Source organism: Streptomyces sp. NPDC006711 (genome assembly GCF_042869775.1).
Lineage (GTDB): Bacteria > Actinomycetota > Actinomycetes > Streptomycetales > Streptomycetaceae > Streptomyces.
Genome location: NZ_JBIAGO010000004.1, coordinates 24,019 through 42,841, shown reverse-complemented (window position 1 = coordinate 42,841; position 18,823 = coordinate 24,019). Strand labels below are relative to the sequence as shown.

Here is an 18,823-nt window from a genome sequence, read left to right as displayed (position 1 = left end):
CTCACAGCGCGTAGGGGCGGATCTGGACGAGCCGGAAGTCGCCGTCCTCGGTCATCAGCCACTCGATGTCCAGCGGCTTGTCCACATCGGCCGCGCTGAAGTGGGACTGCAACAGCCGCCCGGTCAAGGACAGGTCCGCCAGCCGGCCCCGGGTCCCCGCGGGCAGCCCGTCGCCCCAGGAGCCGAGCGCGACGGTGCGGCCGCCGCCCTCCACCACGTTGTACAGGTACTGCTGGGGCAGGACCGAGCCCTCGACGACCTGTTCCGGTGAGCCGGGGGAACAGTTGAGGTAGACGTTGCGGAAGTCCGCGCGGCGCGTCGGGTCGCAGGTGACGAGGACGCCGCCGAGGGAAGCGGGAACGTACTTCTGGATGATCACGCCCATGTAGGTGTCGTCGAGGGAGATCCCGACCTGGTGGCGCAGCCGCACGCTGCGGGGGGACACCAGGGAGGCCCACACCTGCCGTACGGCGTCCAGGAGTTGAGCGGTGCCGTGGACGGTGGTGACGGAGTCGTAGACGCCGGCCGCGGAGAAGCCGGGAAGGTCCTCGGCGTTGGAGGAGGAGCGCACCGCCAGGCGCCCGTGCTCGGCCGGCGGCGCCGTGAAGGCCTGGCCGATCTGCCGGGTGACGGACTCGGGCACGGGCGTGTGCCGGATCAGCTGCTGAAGTCGCAGACAGAGCGAGTCGAGGACGTCGGTGGCGTCGAGTTCGAGGGCCATCTTCAGCTTGCCGATGCCCTGCTGGATGGCGGGCGAGGAGGCGAGGAAGTGCTGCTGGAGCGCGAAGGGGAGCGCGACTCCCTCGGGGGCGCCGACGGTGGCGGCCACGAAGTCGGCTGCCCGGGCGCGCAGTTCGTCGGCCGAGGGAGCGGTGAGGCCGAGCCGGGCGGCGAGGTGTCCGTAGAGGTCCCCGCGCGGCGGCCGGGGCCGTCCGTAGAACGCGGTCAGGTCGGCGCTGCGGCTGTCGAGCACGTGGTGCAGCTCGCCGAGGTTGGCCGCCTTGGTGCCGTAGCGGTCGCGGTCGGCCGCGCGCAGCCGGTGCAGGGACAGGACGGGGGCGTCTTCGAGCAGGGGCGGCTCCAGGCGGATGCGCTGCTGGTGCCAGGCCGGTGCCCGCAGGTCCGGCTCGCGCTCAAGGCGCTCCAGCACGATCTCTTCCTCGTGCACCCGGTAGCGCACCCACGCGCCGTCCAGGCCGTCCCGCGCGACGATCTCCTCCAGATCGAGCACGATCGCGTTGGGTATCCCCCAGCCCGATGCCAGGACGTTGGTGTGCGAGAGCGGGGTGATGGGCGCGGTGTTGAGGAATCCGGCCACGCGCGGCACGTCGTCGGGCAGGCAGGGCATGGCGACGATGTCGGCCCAGCCGAGTCCGGCCTCCGCTGCGGCGTACTCCTCGTGCGTGCGGAAGTACCGCAGCCGTCCGGTGGCTTCGCCGGGGTTGAGCGGGGTGCGGACCCGGGAGCCGAAGAGCTCGTGGCTGAGGATGCGCGGCACGAGCTGTTCGCTGATCGCGGCCAGCTCCTCCTCCTGCCCGTGGTTGGCCGGCTTCAGCAGCACCGGCAGGCGCCCGTCGACCCGTACGCGGACGAACTCGTAGAACAGCGTCAGGAGTTCGCCGTTCATGGTGTCGGCCTCGGTCGTCTCCAGGACGAGGAAGGTCCGCTCGCGGCCCTCACTGTCCTCGTCGGTGTGCAGGGACAGCACACCGAGCAGGAAGCGGCGTTCGGGATCCATGTAGACGGAGGCGTTGAACGCGTCGAGGTCCGCGTCGAGTTCGGCGAGTTCCATGCCGAGGACGCGGGTGGCTATGTAGTTGACGTGGAAGGGGTGGGCCGCGGTGTCGAGCAGGTGCCAGGTGTTCTCGGCGCGGTCGACGACGACTTTGAGGTAGGGGTGGCCCGCGAGGACCCCGGAAAGGGTGCGAAAGAGCGGCAGGGAAAGGTTCTCGCCGACGACCGTGCGGTCGGTGACCGGGTCGGCGGCGCCGGCGAACAGCTGGGCGGTCACGCGGAGACCTCCTCGGACGTGGCGGCGGGCAGGATGCGGGGCAGGGCGTCCACCACCGTCTCGAAGTCGCGCAGCACCGTACGGGCGTCGGTGGCCGAGAGCAGGCACAGGGCCGCCATGGTGTTGGCGCCCGCCGCCGGGTCGTAGACCGGCACGAGGCCGCCGTCGGGCAGCGAGCTCTCGGTGACCACCGACAGGTCGCTGCCGGGGCTGAGGACCACGTCCTTGGTGACGGCCGAGAAGTCCCAGATCTTGCGCTCCCGCCAGGCCTCGCCCGCGCCGTCGACCGCGAGGACGACGAGGGAGCCGGCCGCGCCGCGCGCCTGGGCCGGGGTGAGGGCCCGCTCGGGCCACGCGACCGGCCGCCCCGCGAGGTGGTCGACGAGCATGCCGACGAGGTCGAGCCCGAAGACCTCCTCGATCTGCGGCACCGTCATCGCGCCGCCGAACCGGGCGGCCGTCTCGATGAGCCACATGCCGCCGTCCGCGCCGAGCTTGATCTCGGTGTGCGTCCCGCAGTCCCGCAGCCCGAGGGCGTCGACGGCCTCGCGCGCCAGCGCCACCACCCGGTCCTGGGCGTCCTGGGACAGCAAGGCGGGGGTGATGCCGGCGCGCTCGGTGAACGGCTCGACCGTCGGCATCCGGCCACTGACGCAGACCGGGTGGAAGGTGCCGCCCGCCACCACGCCCTCGACGCTGACGTAGTCGCCCCAGCCGGGCTCGTCGAACCAGTGCGACGCGGTGCCCGTCACGATCTCCTCGACCACGAAGTGGCCCTGCGCCTCCGCCACATGGAGTTCGGCGTACCCCAACTCCGCCGATTCGGCCATCACTTCGCGGGAGCGGCGCCAGGCGGCGGACAGTTGGTGCGGGGCGCGGATGATCTGGTGCGCCGTGGAGCCCGCGCTCCAGGCCGCCTTGAGGAGCAGCGGGAAGGACAGGGCGCGGGCCGCCTCGTGCAGGTCGGCCTCGGTGTCGACGGCACGGAACGCGGGCTGCGACAGGCCGTGCTCCTGCCAGGTGCGGCGCATCAGACGCTTGTCGCGGGCCAGCGAGGCGGCTTTCCCGGCGCCCGCGAGTCCCAGCACTTCGCACGCCTCGGCCACGGCGACGACGGCGTACTCGGAGAAGGTGAGCACCGCGTCCGCGCCCACAGCCTCGGCCCGCGAGACGATCAGGGACACCAGGTCCAGCTGGCGCGCGTCGCCCGGCGTCACGACCGAGGCGCACAGGTCCCGGGCGGCGCCCGCGACCGAGGGAGGAAGAGCGCTGAGCGCCAGCAGGTGCACCTCTGCCCTCGCGGCCGTCCGGGACAGGACGTGACCGAGCGGCGGACCACCCTTGGCATGCACTAACAGCACCTTGCTCACTGAAGTTCGTCTCCATTCGTCTCGTGTGTCATGCGTCCGCGCCGGACGCGCCTCGCGCGCCGTGGGCGCCGGCGCCGTACGCGTCCCGCGTGTCGTCGTACCGATCGGTGATGCGCGTCGGGCGCGGGGCATCTCCCGGTGTACGTGTCGGGGCGTAACCACCCGCACACTCAAGGAGACCACGCGGCAGGCGTCCTTATCCTCACCCGGGGCGCCGGCCGTTCAGGCAAATGCCTGAGTCGCAGGCCGTGTTGGGGTCCATGGACGCTCCCGCGCGTGCTCACGCGCGGCCCGCACATGGGCCGAGAAACGAGCATGCGCGGGACCGGGACGGGATACCCATCGCGAGGTGACTGTGTGTCAGCCGAGCACATACGGGCTGTATACGGACGGAGAGACCGCTGATGGACGATTCCAGTCTCAAGGCACTGCTTGAGCACCTGCCGGTGTTCTGGTGGGAGGTCGACGAGCCGTGGCAGGTCGGAGAGCAGGGCGGCGGCGCCTTCGCCGACGCGGACACGGCGCGGCGCTTCCTGGAGCGGATGCGCCAAGAACTCACGGCCCCGGGAGGTCCGGCGCGTGCGGGCAGCAGACGGGCCCACTTCGACGGCCGCACCTTCGACGTGAGCTGGCCCCTGGACGAGAGCCGGATTCCGGGCCGCACGCGCGGCCTGGCCGTGGAGGTCGACGCGCGGCCCGACGTGCCGCGGCAGTACGCCGCGTTCGCGGGCCTGGTCAACCTCGCCCCGGCCGCCGCGTTCATCCGGGACAGCGAGGGACGCTACGTGTGGGCCAACCACGCCTACGCGCATCTGTACGGCACCGTCCCGCAGGCACTTGTCGGCAAGCGCATCGAGGACTTCGACGCTCCCGCCGAGGCCGCCCAGTTCCGCGCCCTCGACCAGGACATCCTCACGCGGGGCACGCCGGTGCGCCACACCCTGGACTACCGGCGGCCCGACGGCAGCGCGGGCCAGGCGGTGGGCCACCGCTTCCCCGTGCGGGAGAACGCGCGGACGTGCGTCGCCGGGATCTACGTGGACATCACCGATCATCTGCGCGCGATGGTCCAGCGCCAGGAGGCCGAGGACGACCTGCGGGCGCTGCGTGACCACAGCGGCCTGCCCTGCGCGCTGCTGTCGGCGAACGGACGGGTGGTCAGGGCGAGCGCCGCGGCGGCCGAGCTGTTCGACCTCAGCCTGCCCGACCTGGTGGGCCGCCGCGCGCACACCCTGCTGGCGCCCGAGCCCGGTCTCGACCGGCTGCACCGCAGGTGGAACGGGCTCATAGCGCGCCGCACCAGACGGGTGGAGACCTCGGCGGTGCTGGTGGACGCCCAGGGCCGCCAGCGCCGCGCACAGCTCCATCTGACGACGGTCGGCCAGTCCCTGGGCCGGGCCCGGCACGTCTGGGCCGTCGTCACCCACCAGAGCCTGGCGCACGAGGCGCACCCGTCCCTGACCGCCGCGCAGATCCGCATCCTGTCCCTGCTGGCGGCGGGCAGCAGCAACGGCGACATCGCCACGTCCCTGAACCTGTCCCGGCAGACGGTCGACTACCACCTCAGCCGTCTGCGCGACTTACTGGACGCCTCGACCCGGCCCGCTCTGGTGGCCAGGGCCTATGTCCTGGGCATCCTGGCCCCGCGCGCCTGGCCCCCGCGCTCCGCCACCGCGGCCCACCCGCTCAGCGCCGTCTGAGGCCACCTGACCCGCCCGGGCGCCCTCGCGGGCCCGGGCGGGTCCGTTACAGCCCCGCGTGTACGCGGTCGGGCGTGAGCGGCAGTTCCCGCACGCGGACGCCGGTGGCGTGGTGGACGGCGTTGCCGATGGCGGCGGCCGTCCCGACGATGCCGATCTCCCCGATGCCCTTGCTTCCCATGGGGTTGAGGTGGTCGTCCCGCTCGTCGATCCAGTGGGCCTCGATGTCGGGCACGTCGGCGTGCGCGGGCACGTGGTAGCCGGCGAGGTCGTTGCCCATGAAGGCGCCGGAGGCGGGGTCCACGGTGCCGCGTTCGGTGAGCGCCATCCCGAGCCCCATCACCATGCCGCCGATGAACTGGGACCTGGCGGTCCGTGCGTTGAGGATGCGGCCGGCCGCGTACACGCCGAGCAGCCTGCGCACCCGTACCTCACCGGTGTCGGTGTCGACCGCCACTTCGGCGAAGTGCGCGCCGAAGGCGTGCCGCGCGTAGGCGGACTCCTCGTCGGCCGTCCCCTTGGTGTCGGCGGTCGCCGTCAGACCCTCGGGGGGCAACGGGCCCGTGTGCTCCTGGAGTTGACGCACCAGCAGGCGGCAGGCCTCGTGCACCGCCCAGCCCCAGGAGGCCGTGCCGGAGGACCCGCCGGCGAGCGGCGCCTTCGGCAGGCCGGTGGTGCCGATCTCCGTACGGACCGACTCCACACCGACCCCGAGCGCCTGCGCCGCGACCTGGGTCAGGACGGTACGGGCGCCGGTCCCGATGTCGGTGGCGTTCACCCGCACCACGTGCAGCCCGTCGGGGTGGGCGGTGACGGTGGCGCGGCAGGGCGAGACGAGCACGGGGTAGGTGGCGGCGGCAACGCCGGTACCGCTGAGCCAGCGGGCCGCGCGCCGCGCCCCCGGCCGGGGGTCGCGGCCGGCCCAGCCGAAGCGCTCGGCGCCCTCACGCAGGCACTCCACGAGGTGGCGGCTGCTGAACGGCCGTTGGCTGTCGGGCTCTTGGGCGGGCTCGTTGCGCACCCGCAGCTCGATGGGGTCCATGCCGAGCGCGTCGGCCAGTTCGTCGACGGCCGACTCGAGGGCGTACATCCCGGACGCCTCGCCGGGCGCGCGCATCCAGGACGGGGTGGGTACGTCCAGAGCGGCGACGCGGTGGCTGGTGAGGCTGCTCGGGCTGCCGTACATCACGCGCGCGGGGACGGCCGCCTGCTCGACGAACTCCTTGACGCGGGAGGTGTGGGTGGTGACTTCGTGGATCACCGAGAGCAGCGTGCCGTCCGGCCGTGAGCCGAGGCGCAGCCGGTGGTCGGTCGGCGCGCGATGGCCGACGAGCTCCGGCAGGAGCCTCCTGGCCAGGGCGAGTTTGACGGGCCGGCCGGTGTGCAGGGACGCCATCGCCGCGAGCACGATGTGCGGCCGGGGCGTCCCCTTGGAGCCGAACCCGCCGCCGACGTGCTCGCACACGACCGTCACGCGTTCCTCGGGGAGCTCGAACAGCTCCGCGAGGACGGCGCGCACCGTGTCCCCGCCCTGGCTCGTGTCGTACGCCGTGAGGCGGCCGTCGTGCCAGTGCGCGGTCGCCCCGTGCGGCTCCATCGGGTGGTTGTGCAGGGGCGGGATCCGGTAGCGGACGTCGACGGTGACCGGGGCCTCGGCGAACGCGTCCAGTGGATCACCCCGGCGGCGCTCCGCCGGATGGCCGCCGTTGGCCTCGTCGGGGCGGTAGGCGTCCGCCAGGTTCTCGGCCAGGACCGACGCGTGCGGCTCCGTCTCGTAGGTGACCCGCACGCTCTGGGCCGCGGCGCGGGCAGCTTCGAGGGTGTCGGCGACCGCGAGGGCGATGGGCCATCCGTGGTGCGGGACCCGGAAGTCCTGGAGGATCGCGAGGGTCGGATCGTCGCTCTCGGCGAGCCGGGGCGCGGTGTCGGGGGTGAGGACCGCGAGCACTCCTGGCAGGGCGAGCGCGGCCGCCGTGTCGAGGGCGGCGACCCGGCCGCGCGCCACGGTGGCCGTGACCGGCCACGCGTAGGCGCATCCGGGGGGCGCGTACTCGGTGGCGTACAGGGCCTCCCCCGTCACCTTCGCACGGCCCTCGCGGCGTTCGATGGGCGCGCCGAGCGCGTTCGCTTGCGAAGCCATGGCGGGTCTCCTCGACGGTGGTTGGAGGGCGCGGTGGTTGGGGCGCGGTGGTGGGGGGGGCGGGGCCTCGATACGGCGGCGGTCAGGCCGTGGGGGTCAGCGAGGCGAGCACCTGTGTGGCCAGGTCGCGGGCGAGCGGCACCTTGTAGGCGTTGTCCCGCAGCGGCCGGGCCGCTTCGAGTTCGGCCTCGACCGCCCGCGCGAAGACGTCGGGGCCGGGGCGGGCGCCGAGGAGGGCGGCCTCGGCGCGCCGGGCGCGCCAGGGCCGGTGGGCGAGCCCGCCGAAGGCGAGGGCCGCGTGCCGGATCTCGCCGTCCTCCACGTGCAGCACGGCGGCCACCGAGGCGAGCGCGAAGGCGTACGAGGCCCGCTCGCGCGCCTTGCGGTAGCGCGAGAGCGCGCCGCTCGGCAGGGGCGGCAGCACCACGGCGGTGATCAGTTCACCGGGGCGGATCACGGTGTCCAGTTCGGGCCGCTCACCGGGCAGGCGGTGGAACTCGGTCACCGGCACGCTCCGGTGGCCTCCGGGACCGGCCAGCTCCACGACGGCGTCGAGGGCCGCGAGCGCCACGGACAGGTCGGACGGGTTCGTCGCCACGCAGTGCGGCGAGTGGCCGAGGACGGCGTGGTCGTGGTGGACGCCGTCGATCGCCGCGCAACCGCTCCCCGGCACGCGCTTGTTGCACGGTTTCGACAGGTCCTGGAAGTAGGCGCAGCGGGTGCGCTGGAGGAGGTTGCCGCCGGTGGTCGCCATGTTGCGCAGCTGACCCGATGCGCCACTGAGAACGGCCTGCGAGAGCAGGGGATGGCGCTCGCGGATCAGGGGGTGCGCGGCGAGGTCGCTGTTGCGTACGGTCGCGCCGACCACCACCGTGCCGTCGGGCCGCTCCTCGACGGTGTCGAGCGGGAGGCGGGTGACGTCGATCAGCACCTCGGGGCGCTCCACGCCCAGCTTCATGAGGTCGACGAGGTTGGTGCCGCCGCCCAGATAGCGGGCCTCGGCACGACCGCCGTGGGCGGCCGCGGCCTCTTGCACGCTGCGGGCACGCAGATAGGACACCGGCTTCACGTGATCACGTCCCGTACCGCGTCCACGATGTGCGGGTACGCCCCGCAGCGGCACAGGTTGCCGCTCAGGCGTTCCCGGATCTCCTCGTCGCTCAGCGCCACCGGCCCCTGCGGCGGCTGGGCCGCGTCGGTGACGGCCGAGGGCTGGCCGGCCCGCGCTTCGGAGAGCATGCCGACGGCCGAGCACAGTTGGCCCGGGGTGCAGTAGCCGCACTGGAAGGCGTCGCGTTCGAGGAAAGCGCGCTGGAGGGGGTGGAGATCGCCGTCGGCGCCTTCGGTGTCCGCAAGGCCCTCCACGGTCACGACATCGCAGCCGTCCAGCGCGACGGCGAGCAGCAGACAGCTGTTGGCGCGCCGGCCGTCCACGAGCACCGTGCACGCCCCGCACTGGCCGTGGTCGCAGCCCTTCTTGGAGCCCGTCAGGGCGAGGCGTTCACGCAACAGGTCCAGCAGGGTGGTGCGGTGGTCGACCTCGACGGCGTGGTCCGCGCCGTTCACGCGCAGGGTCACCTGTGATCCGGTGGCGCCGGGTGGAGCGTCATCGGGGCGCGGCCAGGGCGCGTAGCGCACCGCCGTCCCGGGGCCGCTGCGGGGCCCCTCGCTGCTTTCCATCGTTTCTCTGTCCCTCGCTCGGGACGGCCGGCCGCCGCCCGCGTCACCAGCGTCGTACAGCTCGCCGCGTGCGGCATCCCGACAGCCGCCGGACCGGAACGGGAGGGGCCCGCCGAGGCCGCCCCCCGTTCCCGGACCCGATTACCGCCGGCTTCGTGCCGGGCCTCACGGACCTCAGCTGTTCTCGGCCCGGAACATCCAGGCGTGCTTCTCCAGGTCGGCGGTGAGCGCGATGAGCAGGTCCTGGCTCACCGGGTCCGGCTCGTCGGTGGCCGCGATGCGCTCACGCATCCGCTCCACCACCCGGCCGAGCGCCACGACCATGACCTCCACCGCCTCGGAGTCCTTGATCCGTCCTTCGGGCACCGTGCCGATCACGCTGGATCCCGCCACGGTCGCCGCGCGCCCGTCCGGATTGACGCCGAGGGCCGAGGCCCGCTCGGCCACCGTGTCCGAATGCCGGCGCGCCGTGGTGACCACGTCGTCCAGCTGGAGGTGTACGGAGCGAAAGCGCGGGCCGACCACGTTCCAGTGCACCTGCTTGGCCGCGAGCGACAGGTCGACCAGGTCGACCAGCGCGCCCTGGAGGGCCGGGCCGACCACCTTCACCTGGGCGTCGGACAACGAGCTCTTCACCACAGTCACCGCTTCACTCCATCTCGCATCGCTTCGGCGCGCGGACCGACGTGCGGTCCGATATGTCGCCTTCCACTGTCCGCCTTCCTCGGAAAGGCGATTCCAAACAGGGGCGCGTCCAGGCCCGCCTCACCCGCAACCCGGGGGCCGTAAGCGGATGTAAATAATCCGTAAAGGCGCCGACCTGCGGCAAGCTGGTGAGCGCGGCGGCGCGGACGGCTATTGCGCGTCCTTCGTTACCTACATTTTCGGCCATTCACAACACCAACAGATGAACACCAGCCGACGCCGGATGTGCCCCCTTACCAGCAGAATTCAGTTTTTATAAATTGATCAAGACGTCTCCTTTTGATCGAATCTGCTTGCTATGTTTACAGCCCTGGGAGAGACGCGATCGCCGCACTGGGGGGCAGGATGGAAGCTCAGCCGATGTTTCAACTCGTCGACAGAGAAGCCGAGTTGACCGCACTCGACACGCTACTCGCCGAGGCGGCGGCGGGGCGGGGCGGCATCGCGCTGGTCAGCGGGCCCACGGGCAGCGGGAAGACGCGACTGCTGCAAACATTCTGTAAACAAGCGGAGAACTCCGGGGCTGTTATGTTGACCGCGGTGGCGTCCCGCGCCGAATGCGAGCTCCCCCTGGGAGTGATGGACCAGCTCTTCAGAAGCGAGACCCTTCCCGCCGAGTTCCGGGACCAAGTCAACGAACTGCTGGCGGAAGAGTTCCCCACCAGCCACGCCAAGGGCGCCGACCCAGCGCCGATGAATCAGCCGAGCATCACGGTGGCCCACGGGCTGCGGTCGCTGCTCCTGGAGCTCGGTGAGCGCGGGCCCGTCGTGGTGAGCATCGACGACCTCCAGTACGCCGACGAGCCGTCCCTGCAAATGCTGTTGTTCCTGCAACGCCGGATGAAGGCGTCACGAACACTGCTGCTGCTCGCCGAACTGTCCACGATCCGCTCCCCCCATCCGGTCTTCCACGCCGAGCTGTTCCGTCAGCCCAACTGCCGCAAGGTACGGCTGGAAATGCTGTCCCCCTCCGGCGCGCACGCCATGATCGCGGCCCGACTCGGACCGGCCAAGGCGCTGGAACTCACCGAGGCCTACCAGGAGGCGTCGGGCGGCAGCCCGCTGTTCCTGTCCGCGCTCCTCGACGACTACGAGGCGGTCCACCGCCTCCAGGCCGCGAGCCACGAGAGCGAGCCCGCCGTCCCGCAGGAGGCGTTCCGCAACGCGCTGACGGGCTGCCTCTACCTCGCCGATCCGGCGGACCTCAAGGTGGCCCGGGCGGTGGCGGCGACGGGCAAGGTCATGTCGCCGGTCTCGATCGGCCACATGCTCGGCCTGAACACCGCCACCGTGGAGCACGCCATCGCCTCGCTGACGGCGACCGGCGTACTGAACGCGGGGCACTTCCGCCATCCCGCCGCGCGGACGGTCATCCTGGAGCAGGTGGCGCCCGAGGACCGGCACGAACTGCATCTGCGCGTCGCCTCCGCGCTCCACAACGAGGGCGTCCCGCCCGTCCTGGTGGCCGAACAGCTCGTCGCCGCGAGCCGGGCACCCGAAGAGTGGATGATCAACGTCCTGCGGGACGCCGCCCACGCCGAACTCGCCGCCGGCCGAACGGGGATGGCCGGCGAATACCTCAAACTCGCCCTCACCGACTGCACCGACAGCCGTCAGCTCGCCGCCCTCACGGCGGACCGGATGCGCCTCGACTGGCAGAAGTCACCCCTGAAGGCCATGCGTCACGCCGTCCGATTAAAGATCGCGCTGCGCGAGGGCCACTTGAGCGGCCAGGACACCGGCGTGCTGATGCGCAGTCTGCTGTGGCACGGCCGCTACGACGAAGCACGCGAGACGCTGGCCCTGTGGGAGGCGATGGACGCCACGTCCGACCGGCCGCCCTCGGAGGAACTGGCCGCCTTCATCAACTGGATGACGTACTCCCATCCCTCGTTACTCACCCGCCTCTCCCCTTCCAGCGAGGCCGACGGTCCTGGCAGGGGTTCCGGGTCCGCCGGAGCGTGGGCGGGGGCCGAGGCGAGGACGGGCCAGGACCTGGTGCGTCCCATCGGGCCGCAGGCGGTGGCCGTTCTCTCCGATCTGCTCGACCAGGGTGCGAGCGACGAGGCCGTGACCAGCGCCGAGGGCGTCCTGCACAGCGTCGGCCTCGGGGTCGCCACGCTGGAGTCGCTGCATGCCGCACTGCTGACCCTGATCTGCGCCGACCGCCCCGACAAAGCCGCCTCCTGGTGCGAGGAACTGCTGAAGGAGGCCACGGAACAGGGCGCCCCGACCTGGCAGGCGGTGTTCGCCGCCGTCCGGGCGGAGGCGGCCTTCCGCCAGGGTGACATGGCCGCCGCCGTGCAGTACGGCGAGGAAGCCCTCACCCGGATACCCATGGCGGCCTGGGGGGTCGCCATCGGCGGTCCGCTGGCCAACCTGATCCTCGCCACGACCGTGCTCGGACAGCACGAGAAGGCGGTGAAGTACATCAGGCTCCCGGTGCCCGACACCCTCTTCGACGCCCGGTACGGACTGCACTATCTCAACGCGCGCGGCCACTTCCATCTCTCCACCGACCGCCCGGCGGCGGCCCTCGCGGACTTCGAGAGCTGCGGGCGCCTGATGAGCGCCTGGGGACTCGATCTGCCGTCGCTCATCTCCTGGCGTGGCGGAGCGGCGGAGGCCGCACTGGCCCTGGGTGAAAAGCAGCGGGCCCGCTCGCTCATGGAGGAGCAGCTGACCCGCCCGGGCACGCACCAGCCACGTACCCGCGGCGCCTCCCTGCGTCTGCTGGCCGCCGCCGCCGACCTCAAGGACCGCCCGGCGCTCCTCCAGGACGCCGTACGCCTCCTCAAGCCGGACACCGGGCGCTTCGAGCTCGCCCGCGCGCTGGCCGATCTCAGCGACACCTACTGGCAGTTGGGCGACCCCGCCAGGGCACGCGGCACGGCGGACCAGGCGGCCGAAATGCTCCAGGCGTGCCGGACCCATGCGCGCCCGCAGTCCGAACAGCCCTCCCAGCTCGCGCGGCCGGCGGGCCTGCCGTGGCCACAGCCACCGACCGGGCCGTCGCCGTCGGCCACCCCGCGTGAGCCTGCCAAGCCGGCGGGAGGCGACGAGCGGAAGCCGGCCGGCGCCGATGTGCTGACCGAGGCGGAGCGGCGCGTCGCCGAGCTGGCCGCGATGGGCGCCACCAACCGCGCGATCGGACGCAAGCTCTACATCACGATCAGCACCGTCGAGCAGCACCTCACCCGGGTCTACCGCAAACTCGGCATCAGCCGGCGAAGCGCGCTGGCCGCGCGGCTCAACGTGGAGCCGCCTCAGGCCGCCGCGGAGGCCGAGTCCGCCTGAGCGGGGCCCCGGGCTCGCGCGCCGGTCGGCCCCGCGCGGTCACGGCTGGTAGATCCATTCCAGATAGCGCTCGATCTCGTCCGCCGCGCGCCGTGTGCCTCCCGCACGGCGCGCCCGGCGCTGGAACTCTCTGACCCGACGGCCGGTCTCCCGGTCCTCGACGAGCGCGGCCGCCGCGTCCACCAGCGCCCGGGGTTCGGCGGCCCCGGGCGTCAGCCGCACGCCGAGTCCGAGCTCCACCATCCGGTCGGCCACGGCCCGTTCGCGCTCGCCCGAAGGGACCGCGACAAGTGGCGTATTGAAATAGAGGGATTCCATGACGCTGTTCAGATCGGCGTGACAGATGAATGCCGAGGCGCACCGCAGCACGACCGAACGCGGGGCGTGTTCATGGACTTCCACATTCGACAACGGGGCGGCTGCCTCGCGTACGGCATCCGCGTGACCGCCCGCCGACATCACCACATGCAGGGGCTTCCCGGCAAAAGCGTCCACGCACCGACGCAGGAACTCAGGCCCTGATTCCAGGAGTTCGGGGTCGAGAGCGAAGAACACCACGGGAAGTCCGCTTTTTGGGGGAAGCCAGCGCTCGTCCATCCGGCGTTCCGGTATGCAGGGGCCGACGAATGCCACGCGCCCGTCGAAGGAGTATCCGTCGGTCTGGAACTCCTTGGGAAGCAGGGCTATTGAAAGGGGCTCGGGCCGCGTACAGAAATCGTCCGGCGACAGCCCCGCGTTCGCCGCGGGGGCGACGAAGGAGAACAGCCTCTCGCGCACTCCCGCGGGCAGACCGCTGACACAATCGCCGGCGGGGGCAGGGGAGTCGGAGCCGGGAGTGCCGTCGGCCGCGGGGAAGTCGCCGGGGAACGACGGGAAGACCTCGGCGGCCGGACGCTTCCAGCGGCAGGTCAGCAGGCGCGCGGTGATCCGGGCGGAATCCTCGTACAGGACCAGGTCGGGCACGTCGTCGGCGAAGGCGGCATGGATCGACTCCGCGCAGTCGAGGGTGTCTTCGACCAGCACGGGATCCTGCGGCCCGGCACAGCGGCCGGGGCCGCCCGAGGGCGCGGCGGCGACACACGAGTCGTGTACCAGGACATTGACGCCGCAGGTGACATCGCGCCCGGCGAACTCCTGAGTGGTGACGTAGGTGACCCGGTGATCCCGGCGGTTCAGCTCCTGCGCTATCGGCAGCATCGAACGGGTCCCCGCATCGGCCGGACCACTGAGAAAGACAATGCTGTATCGCGACAGGGGGGGCACTTCGGCCATGCGTACGTTCTCCCCTTGCGTCCGGGGTACGGTTCCTCGCCTCCCGTGGCAGCCGGGGGCACGACAGGGAACTTGATTCGCCAACAACGCGCTCACGACGAGATCCCACCTGCGTTCAGGCGCCGGAGCGTACCACGCATGGCGGCCTCCGCGAATGGAGTCGGCCACCGTCATCCGAACCGCTCCAAATATGCCCGGTCCACCCGGGAATTAACCGAATGCACTACAAATATCCACACTTCCGGAATAAATATACTCGGCAAGTAAAAGTTTCACGGCGGGCGCTTGAGGTGCAGTGCACAGAGATGGGCCCGCCATCTCCATTGACGTTAATTAACTGTAAGCGTTTTCCCTGGACTCGACATATCCCCTAACCCCCCTAAGGGGTGTTTATTGCTGAATTCACGCCAAGCGCGGACGCATCTTGGCCGAGTCGCGCCAGTCGAGTGGGGACAGCGCAAAGCCCCGGTGCGCTGTAGGCGTCACCGGGGCCGGTCGCTCTCGGGGCCGGGGCCCCTAATCCGGTTGGTCAGTTTTTTTCTAGCGAGCCGAGCCACCTTTCGACGGCCAGAGCCGTGTCAGGTGCCGCGTTCTCCAGCAGAGTGAAGTGGTTCGCCTCGATTTCGCGCAGCGTGTGCCGAGCCGGCCAGGAGGAGCGCCAGCTTTCGTCGTTCTCGACCCGCGCGCTCACGCGGCGTGCGCTCTGCTCCATGAACGACTGCGTCGGGCGCACAAAAAGAACGGGCGCTGCGACCGGCTGGGGATCGCACCGGGTGATGAGCGAGCTGTAACGGCCCATGGCGGACAGCCGCGCCGCGGTGAAAGTGCCGAACGCGTCCTCGCGCTCCATCATCCCGCCCAGCATCTGCGCCCAGAGACCGTCGGACGCCCCCTCCCCCGCATCCGGTTCGCCTCCCGTCGCACTACCATCTTCGTCGCCGCTTGCGTCCGTGGGCAGATAGGTGTCGAGCAGCACGATCGCGGAGGGCGCCGCCCCCTCGCTCTCCAGGCGGGACGCCGTCGCGTGGGCGAACTGGCCGCCGGAGGAGTAGCCGACCAGCACGAACGGCTCGTCACCCGCCAGCCGCCGCACACTCGCGGCGAAGTGGTCGACGACCGCGTCCACCGACACCGGCAGCGGCTCCCCGTCCACGAACCCGGGCGGTGTCACGACGTGTACGTCGCGGACCTCCCTGAAGTTCGCGGCGAGCCGCGCGTACTGCTGGGCTCCGGCGAGCGCCATGGGCGAAGGGAAGCAGATCAGCATGGGCCCGCGCGGGCCACGGGCCAGCCGCACCGGTGCGCCCACGCGGTGCGAGGTCTCCAGTTCGGCGGCGGTCCTGAAGGCGGGACGCAGATCGGCCACCGCGTTCAGGACGGCCGTGCCCTCGGCCATCTTGCCCGCCTTCACGGCGGCCCGGAACAGCTCACTGAGCGTTTCGGGCAAGGGCGATGCCCCGACGGGCGACGCCCCGGTCACGGAAGCGACGGAGGAACGGACCGGCGCCACCGAAGGCGCAGAGCCCAACGCGGTACGCAAGTACGCGGCGAACCGGACCGGGTCGCCGAGATCGAACACCGCCGAGGCCGGGATCTCCACGCCGGTGGCGCGCTGGAGCCCCTTCCGCAGCTCCATGGCGGAGAGGGAGTCGATGCCGGACTCGAGGAAAGCCCGCTCGGGATCGACCTCTTGCACCGAGTCATGGCCCAGGACCGCTGCCACGTGTTCCAGCACCAGCTCCGTCAGGAGCTTGTCCTGTTCGGCGTCCGGGAGTTCGGCCAGGCGCGCGCGCAGCCGGTCCGCCTCCTGAGCGTCGGCAGCGGCGTCCTCCTGCCGAAGGGACACGGGAGCGATCCCGTCGGTGACGGTCCCGCCGAAGAGCGCCGGCGAGTCGATCCAGTAGCGGCGGTGCTGGAAGGGGTAGGTGGGCAGATCCACCGCCCGCGCTCCACTGTCCTCGTACAGTGCCCGCCAGTCCACCGGGGCTCCGCAGGCGTGCAGCAGTCCCACCCCCGCCAGTACCGTCCGGACCTCGTCACGCCGCTTGCGCGCCAGGGGAACGACGGTCGTCCGCTCGGCAGCGGCGGGTTCCAGGCAGGCCTGCACGAGCCCCGACAACACCGCGTCCGGCCCGACCTCCACGAACCGCGTCACCCCTCGCGCGGCAGCGGCGCGCACCCCATCGGCGAAGCGGACGGCTTCGCGAACGTGGGTGACCCAGTACTCGGGGGAGGTCAGCTGATCGGGTGTGGCGGTGTGGCCGGTGACGTTGGAGACGATGGGGACGCGGGGCTCGTGGTAGGTGAGTCCGGTGAGTACGTCCCTGAAGTCCTCCAGCATGGGGTCCATGAGGGGGGAGTGGAAGGCGTGGGAGACCTTGAGGAGGGTGGTCTTGCCGCCCTGGTCCCGTACCGCTGACACGACCTTGTCCACGGATGTGGCGGCGCCTGAAATGACAATGGCTCGGGGGCCGTTGACGGCGGCGATGGCCACGTCCTCGATGCCTTCGAGGAGTGTGAGGACATCCTCCTCGGTGGCCTGGAGCGCGGCCATCACACCGCCGTCGGGCAGGGCCTGCATCAGCCGTCCGCGTGCCGCGACCAGGGTGCACGCGTCCTCCAGGGAGAACACACCGGCCGCGTGGGCGGCGCTGATCTCGCCGATGGAGTGCCCGGCCAGCAGGTCGGGGCGTACACCCAAGGCTTCGGTCAGCCGGAACAGCGCGGTCTCGATCGCGAACAGGGCGGGCTGCGCGTACGCCGTCTGGTCGAGCAGCGCCGCTTCCGCCGACCCCTCCGCCGCGAACAGCACGTCCTTCAACGGCCGGTCCAGGAGCGGGTCCAGGTGCCCGCACACTTCATCCAGGGCGGTCGCGAACACCGGGAAGGCGGCGGCCAGTTCGCGGCCCATGCCGATCCGTTGCGCGCCCTGCCCGGTGAAGAGGAAGGCGGTCTTTCCTGTGGTGCGGGCGGTGGCTCGGGTGGTGTGGGGATGGGGGGTGTCGGTGGTGAGGGCGGTGAGGGCGGTGCGGAGTTCGGCGGGGTCGATGGTGGTGATGACCGCGCGGTGGTCGTGGTGGGCGCGGGTGGTGGCCAGGGCGTACCCGATGTCGGTGAGAGTGGGGCCCGTGGCGTCGTCGAGGAGGGGCAGGAGGCGGGCGGCCTGGTCGCGCAGGGCAGCGGGGCTTGCCCCGGAGAGCGGCCAGAGGATCGGGGTGGTGGTGGCCGGCCCGGGGCTCTCACTGTCCGAGGGTGCGGTGGCCGGGGCCTGCTCCAGGATGACGTGCGCGTTCGTCCCGCTGATCCCGAACGACGAGACGGCGGCACGTCGGGGCCTGTCCGCCGTCCATGGCCGGGATCGCGTCAGAAGTTCCACGCCGCCGGCGGTCCAGTCCACCTTCGACGACGGCTGATCCACGTGCAGGGTCTTGGGCAGCACGCCGTGACGCATCGCCATCACCATTTTGATGATCCCGGCGACACCGGCGGCGGCCTGGGTGTGACCCAGGTTCGACTTCACCGAACCCAGCCACAACGGGCGCTCCTCCGGGCGGTTCTGCCCATAGGTGGCGAGGAGCGCCTGGGCCTCGATCGGGTCGCCGAGGACCGTGCCGGTACCGTGCGCCTCCACGGCGTCCACCTGGTCCGACGACAGCCGCGCGTTCGCCAACGCGGCCCGGATCACGCGCTGTTGGGCCGGGCCGTTGGGCGCGGTGAGACCGTTGCTCGCGCCGTCCTGGTTCACCGCGCTGCCCCGTACGAGGGCGAGCACCCGATGACCATTGCGCCGCGCGTCCGACAGACGCTCCACCACCAGCACGCCGACGCCCTCGGAGAAGCCCGTGCCGTCGGCCGCGTCGGCGAACGACTTGCACCGGCCGTCCGCGGACAGACCCCGCTGCCTGCTGAAGTCGACGAAGGTTCCCGGCGTGGACATCACGGTGACGCCTGCCGCGAGCGCGAGCGAGCACTCACCATTGCGCAGGGCCTGCGCCGCCAGGTGCAGCGCGACCAGGGACGACGAGCATGCCGTGTCCACCGTCGCCGCGGGCCCCTCGAATCCGAAGGTGTAGGAGACCCGGCCCGAGACGACGCTGCCGCTGCCGTAGCTGTTGATGTAGTCGTGGTACATCACACCGGCGAACACACCTGTCCTGCTGCCGCGCAGGGTGCCCGGGTCCATCCGCGCGTGCTCAAGCGCCTCCCATGACGCCTCGAGGAGCAGCCGTTGCTGCGGGTCGATGGTGGGGGCCTCGCGCGGCGCCACGCCGAAGAAGGAGGGGTCGAAGTCGCCCGCGTCGTGCAGGAAGCCGCCGTGGCGGGAGTAGGAGGTCCCGTCGTGCTCCGGATCGGGGTCGTACAGGGCGTCCAGGTCCCAGCCCCGGTCGTCGGGGAACCCGGAGATGGCGTCGGTCTCCTCGCTGACGAGGCGCCACAGGTCTTCGGGCGAGCGGACCCCGCCCGGGTACCGGCAGGACATGCCGACGATGGCCAGCGGTTCGCGCGCCATCGCGGTCAGTTTTCGGTTCTGCTCGCGCAGGCGCTCGGTCTCCTTGACGGAGGTACGCAGCGCGTCGACGAGCTTCGCCTCGGGCGTCGCTTGGGACGCCGCGTGGGAGGTCCGCGCGGGCTGTGGAGGCCGACTGGG

At 71.6% G+C, this 18,823-nt stretch carries 10 protein-coding genes; 2 read left to right on the top strand and 8 right to left on the bottom strand.

Going from position 1 to position 18,823, the window contains the following annotated elements; translation table 11 throughout:
* Position 1 precedes the first annotated feature (1 nt).
* Positions 2-2,011, bottom strand: coding sequence for a PEP/pyruvate-binding domain-containing protein (locus ACFYM2_RS10675; protein WP_388835157.1), 2,010 nt, complete (start codon positions 2,009-2,011; stop codon positions 2-4).
* Positions 2,008-3,381 (bottom strand): ATP-grasp domain-containing protein, encoded by a 1,374-nt coding sequence (locus tag ACFYM2_RS10670; protein ID WP_359002373.1) that lies wholly within the window; start codon positions 3,379-3,381, stop codon positions 2,008-2,010. The genes ACFYM2_RS10675 and ACFYM2_RS10670 overlap by 4 nt, the downstream gene beginning before the upstream one ends.
* 404 nt (positions 3,382-3,785) lie before the next feature.
* On the opposite strand from ACFYM2_RS10670, the gene ACFYM2_RS10665 reads away from it, so the two are divergent.
* Entirely contained in the window at positions 3,786-5,081 is a 1,296-nt protein-coding gene (locus tag ACFYM2_RS10665; protein ID WP_388462279.1) for a PAS domain S-box protein, read from the top strand.
* A gap of 46 nt (positions 5,082-5,127) precedes the next feature.
* Here ACFYM2_RS10665 and ACFYM2_RS10660 read toward each other — a convergent pair whose 3' ends face one another.
* The 4 genes from ACFYM2_RS10660 to ACFYM2_RS10645 all read right to left on the bottom strand — a co-directional run bounded on the left by ACFYM2_RS10660 (position 5,128) and on the right by ACFYM2_RS10645 (position 9,546).
* Positions 5,128-7,221 (bottom strand): xanthine dehydrogenase family protein molybdopterin-binding subunit, encoded by a 2,094-nt coding sequence (locus ACFYM2_RS10660; protein ID WP_388835154.1) that lies wholly within the window; start codon positions 7,219-7,221, stop codon positions 5,128-5,130.
* 82 nt (positions 7,222-7,303) lie between these two features.
* Positions 7,304-8,290, bottom strand: a complete 987-nt coding sequence (locus ACFYM2_RS10655; RefSeq protein ID WP_359002368.1) for a xanthine dehydrogenase family protein subunit M — start codon at positions 8,288-8,290, stop codon at positions 7,304-7,306.
* Positions 8,287-8,901, bottom strand: coding sequence for a 2Fe-2S iron-sulfur cluster-binding protein (locus ACFYM2_RS10650; RefSeq protein WP_359002366.1), 615 nt, complete (start codon positions 8,899-8,901; stop codon positions 8,287-8,289). The genes ACFYM2_RS10655 and ACFYM2_RS10650 overlap by 4 nt, the downstream gene beginning before the upstream one ends.
* Positions 8,902-9,075: 174 nt before the next feature.
* Positions 9,076-9,546 carry a Dps family protein gene (locus ACFYM2_RS10645; protein ID WP_388462284.1) on the bottom strand — a complete coding sequence of 157 codons (471 nt, stop codon included), beginning with the start codon at positions 9,544-9,546 and terminating at the stop codon, positions 9,076-9,078.
* Between the two features lie 420 nt (positions 9,547-9,966).
* Between ACFYM2_RS10645 and ACFYM2_RS10640 the strand changes: the two genes are divergently transcribed.
* Positions 9,967-12,903, top strand: coding sequence for an AAA family ATPase (locus ACFYM2_RS10640; RefSeq protein ID WP_388835151.1), 2,937 nt, complete (start codon positions 9,967-9,969; stop codon positions 12,901-12,903).
* A gap of 39 nt (positions 12,904-12,942) precedes the next feature.
* On the opposite strand, the gene ACFYM2_RS10635 is transcribed toward ACFYM2_RS10640, so the two are convergent.
* Entirely contained in the window at positions 12,943-14,100 is a 1,158-nt protein-coding gene (locus ACFYM2_RS10635) for a hypothetical protein (protein WP_388835148.1), read from the bottom strand.
* 604 nt (positions 14,101-14,704) lie between these two features.
* A complete protein-coding gene (locus ACFYM2_RS10630) occupies positions 14,705-18,745 on the bottom strand; it encodes a type I polyketide synthase (protein ID WP_388835790.1) in 4,041 nt (1,346 codons plus the stop codon).
* Positions 18,746-18,823 lie beyond the last annotated feature (78 nt).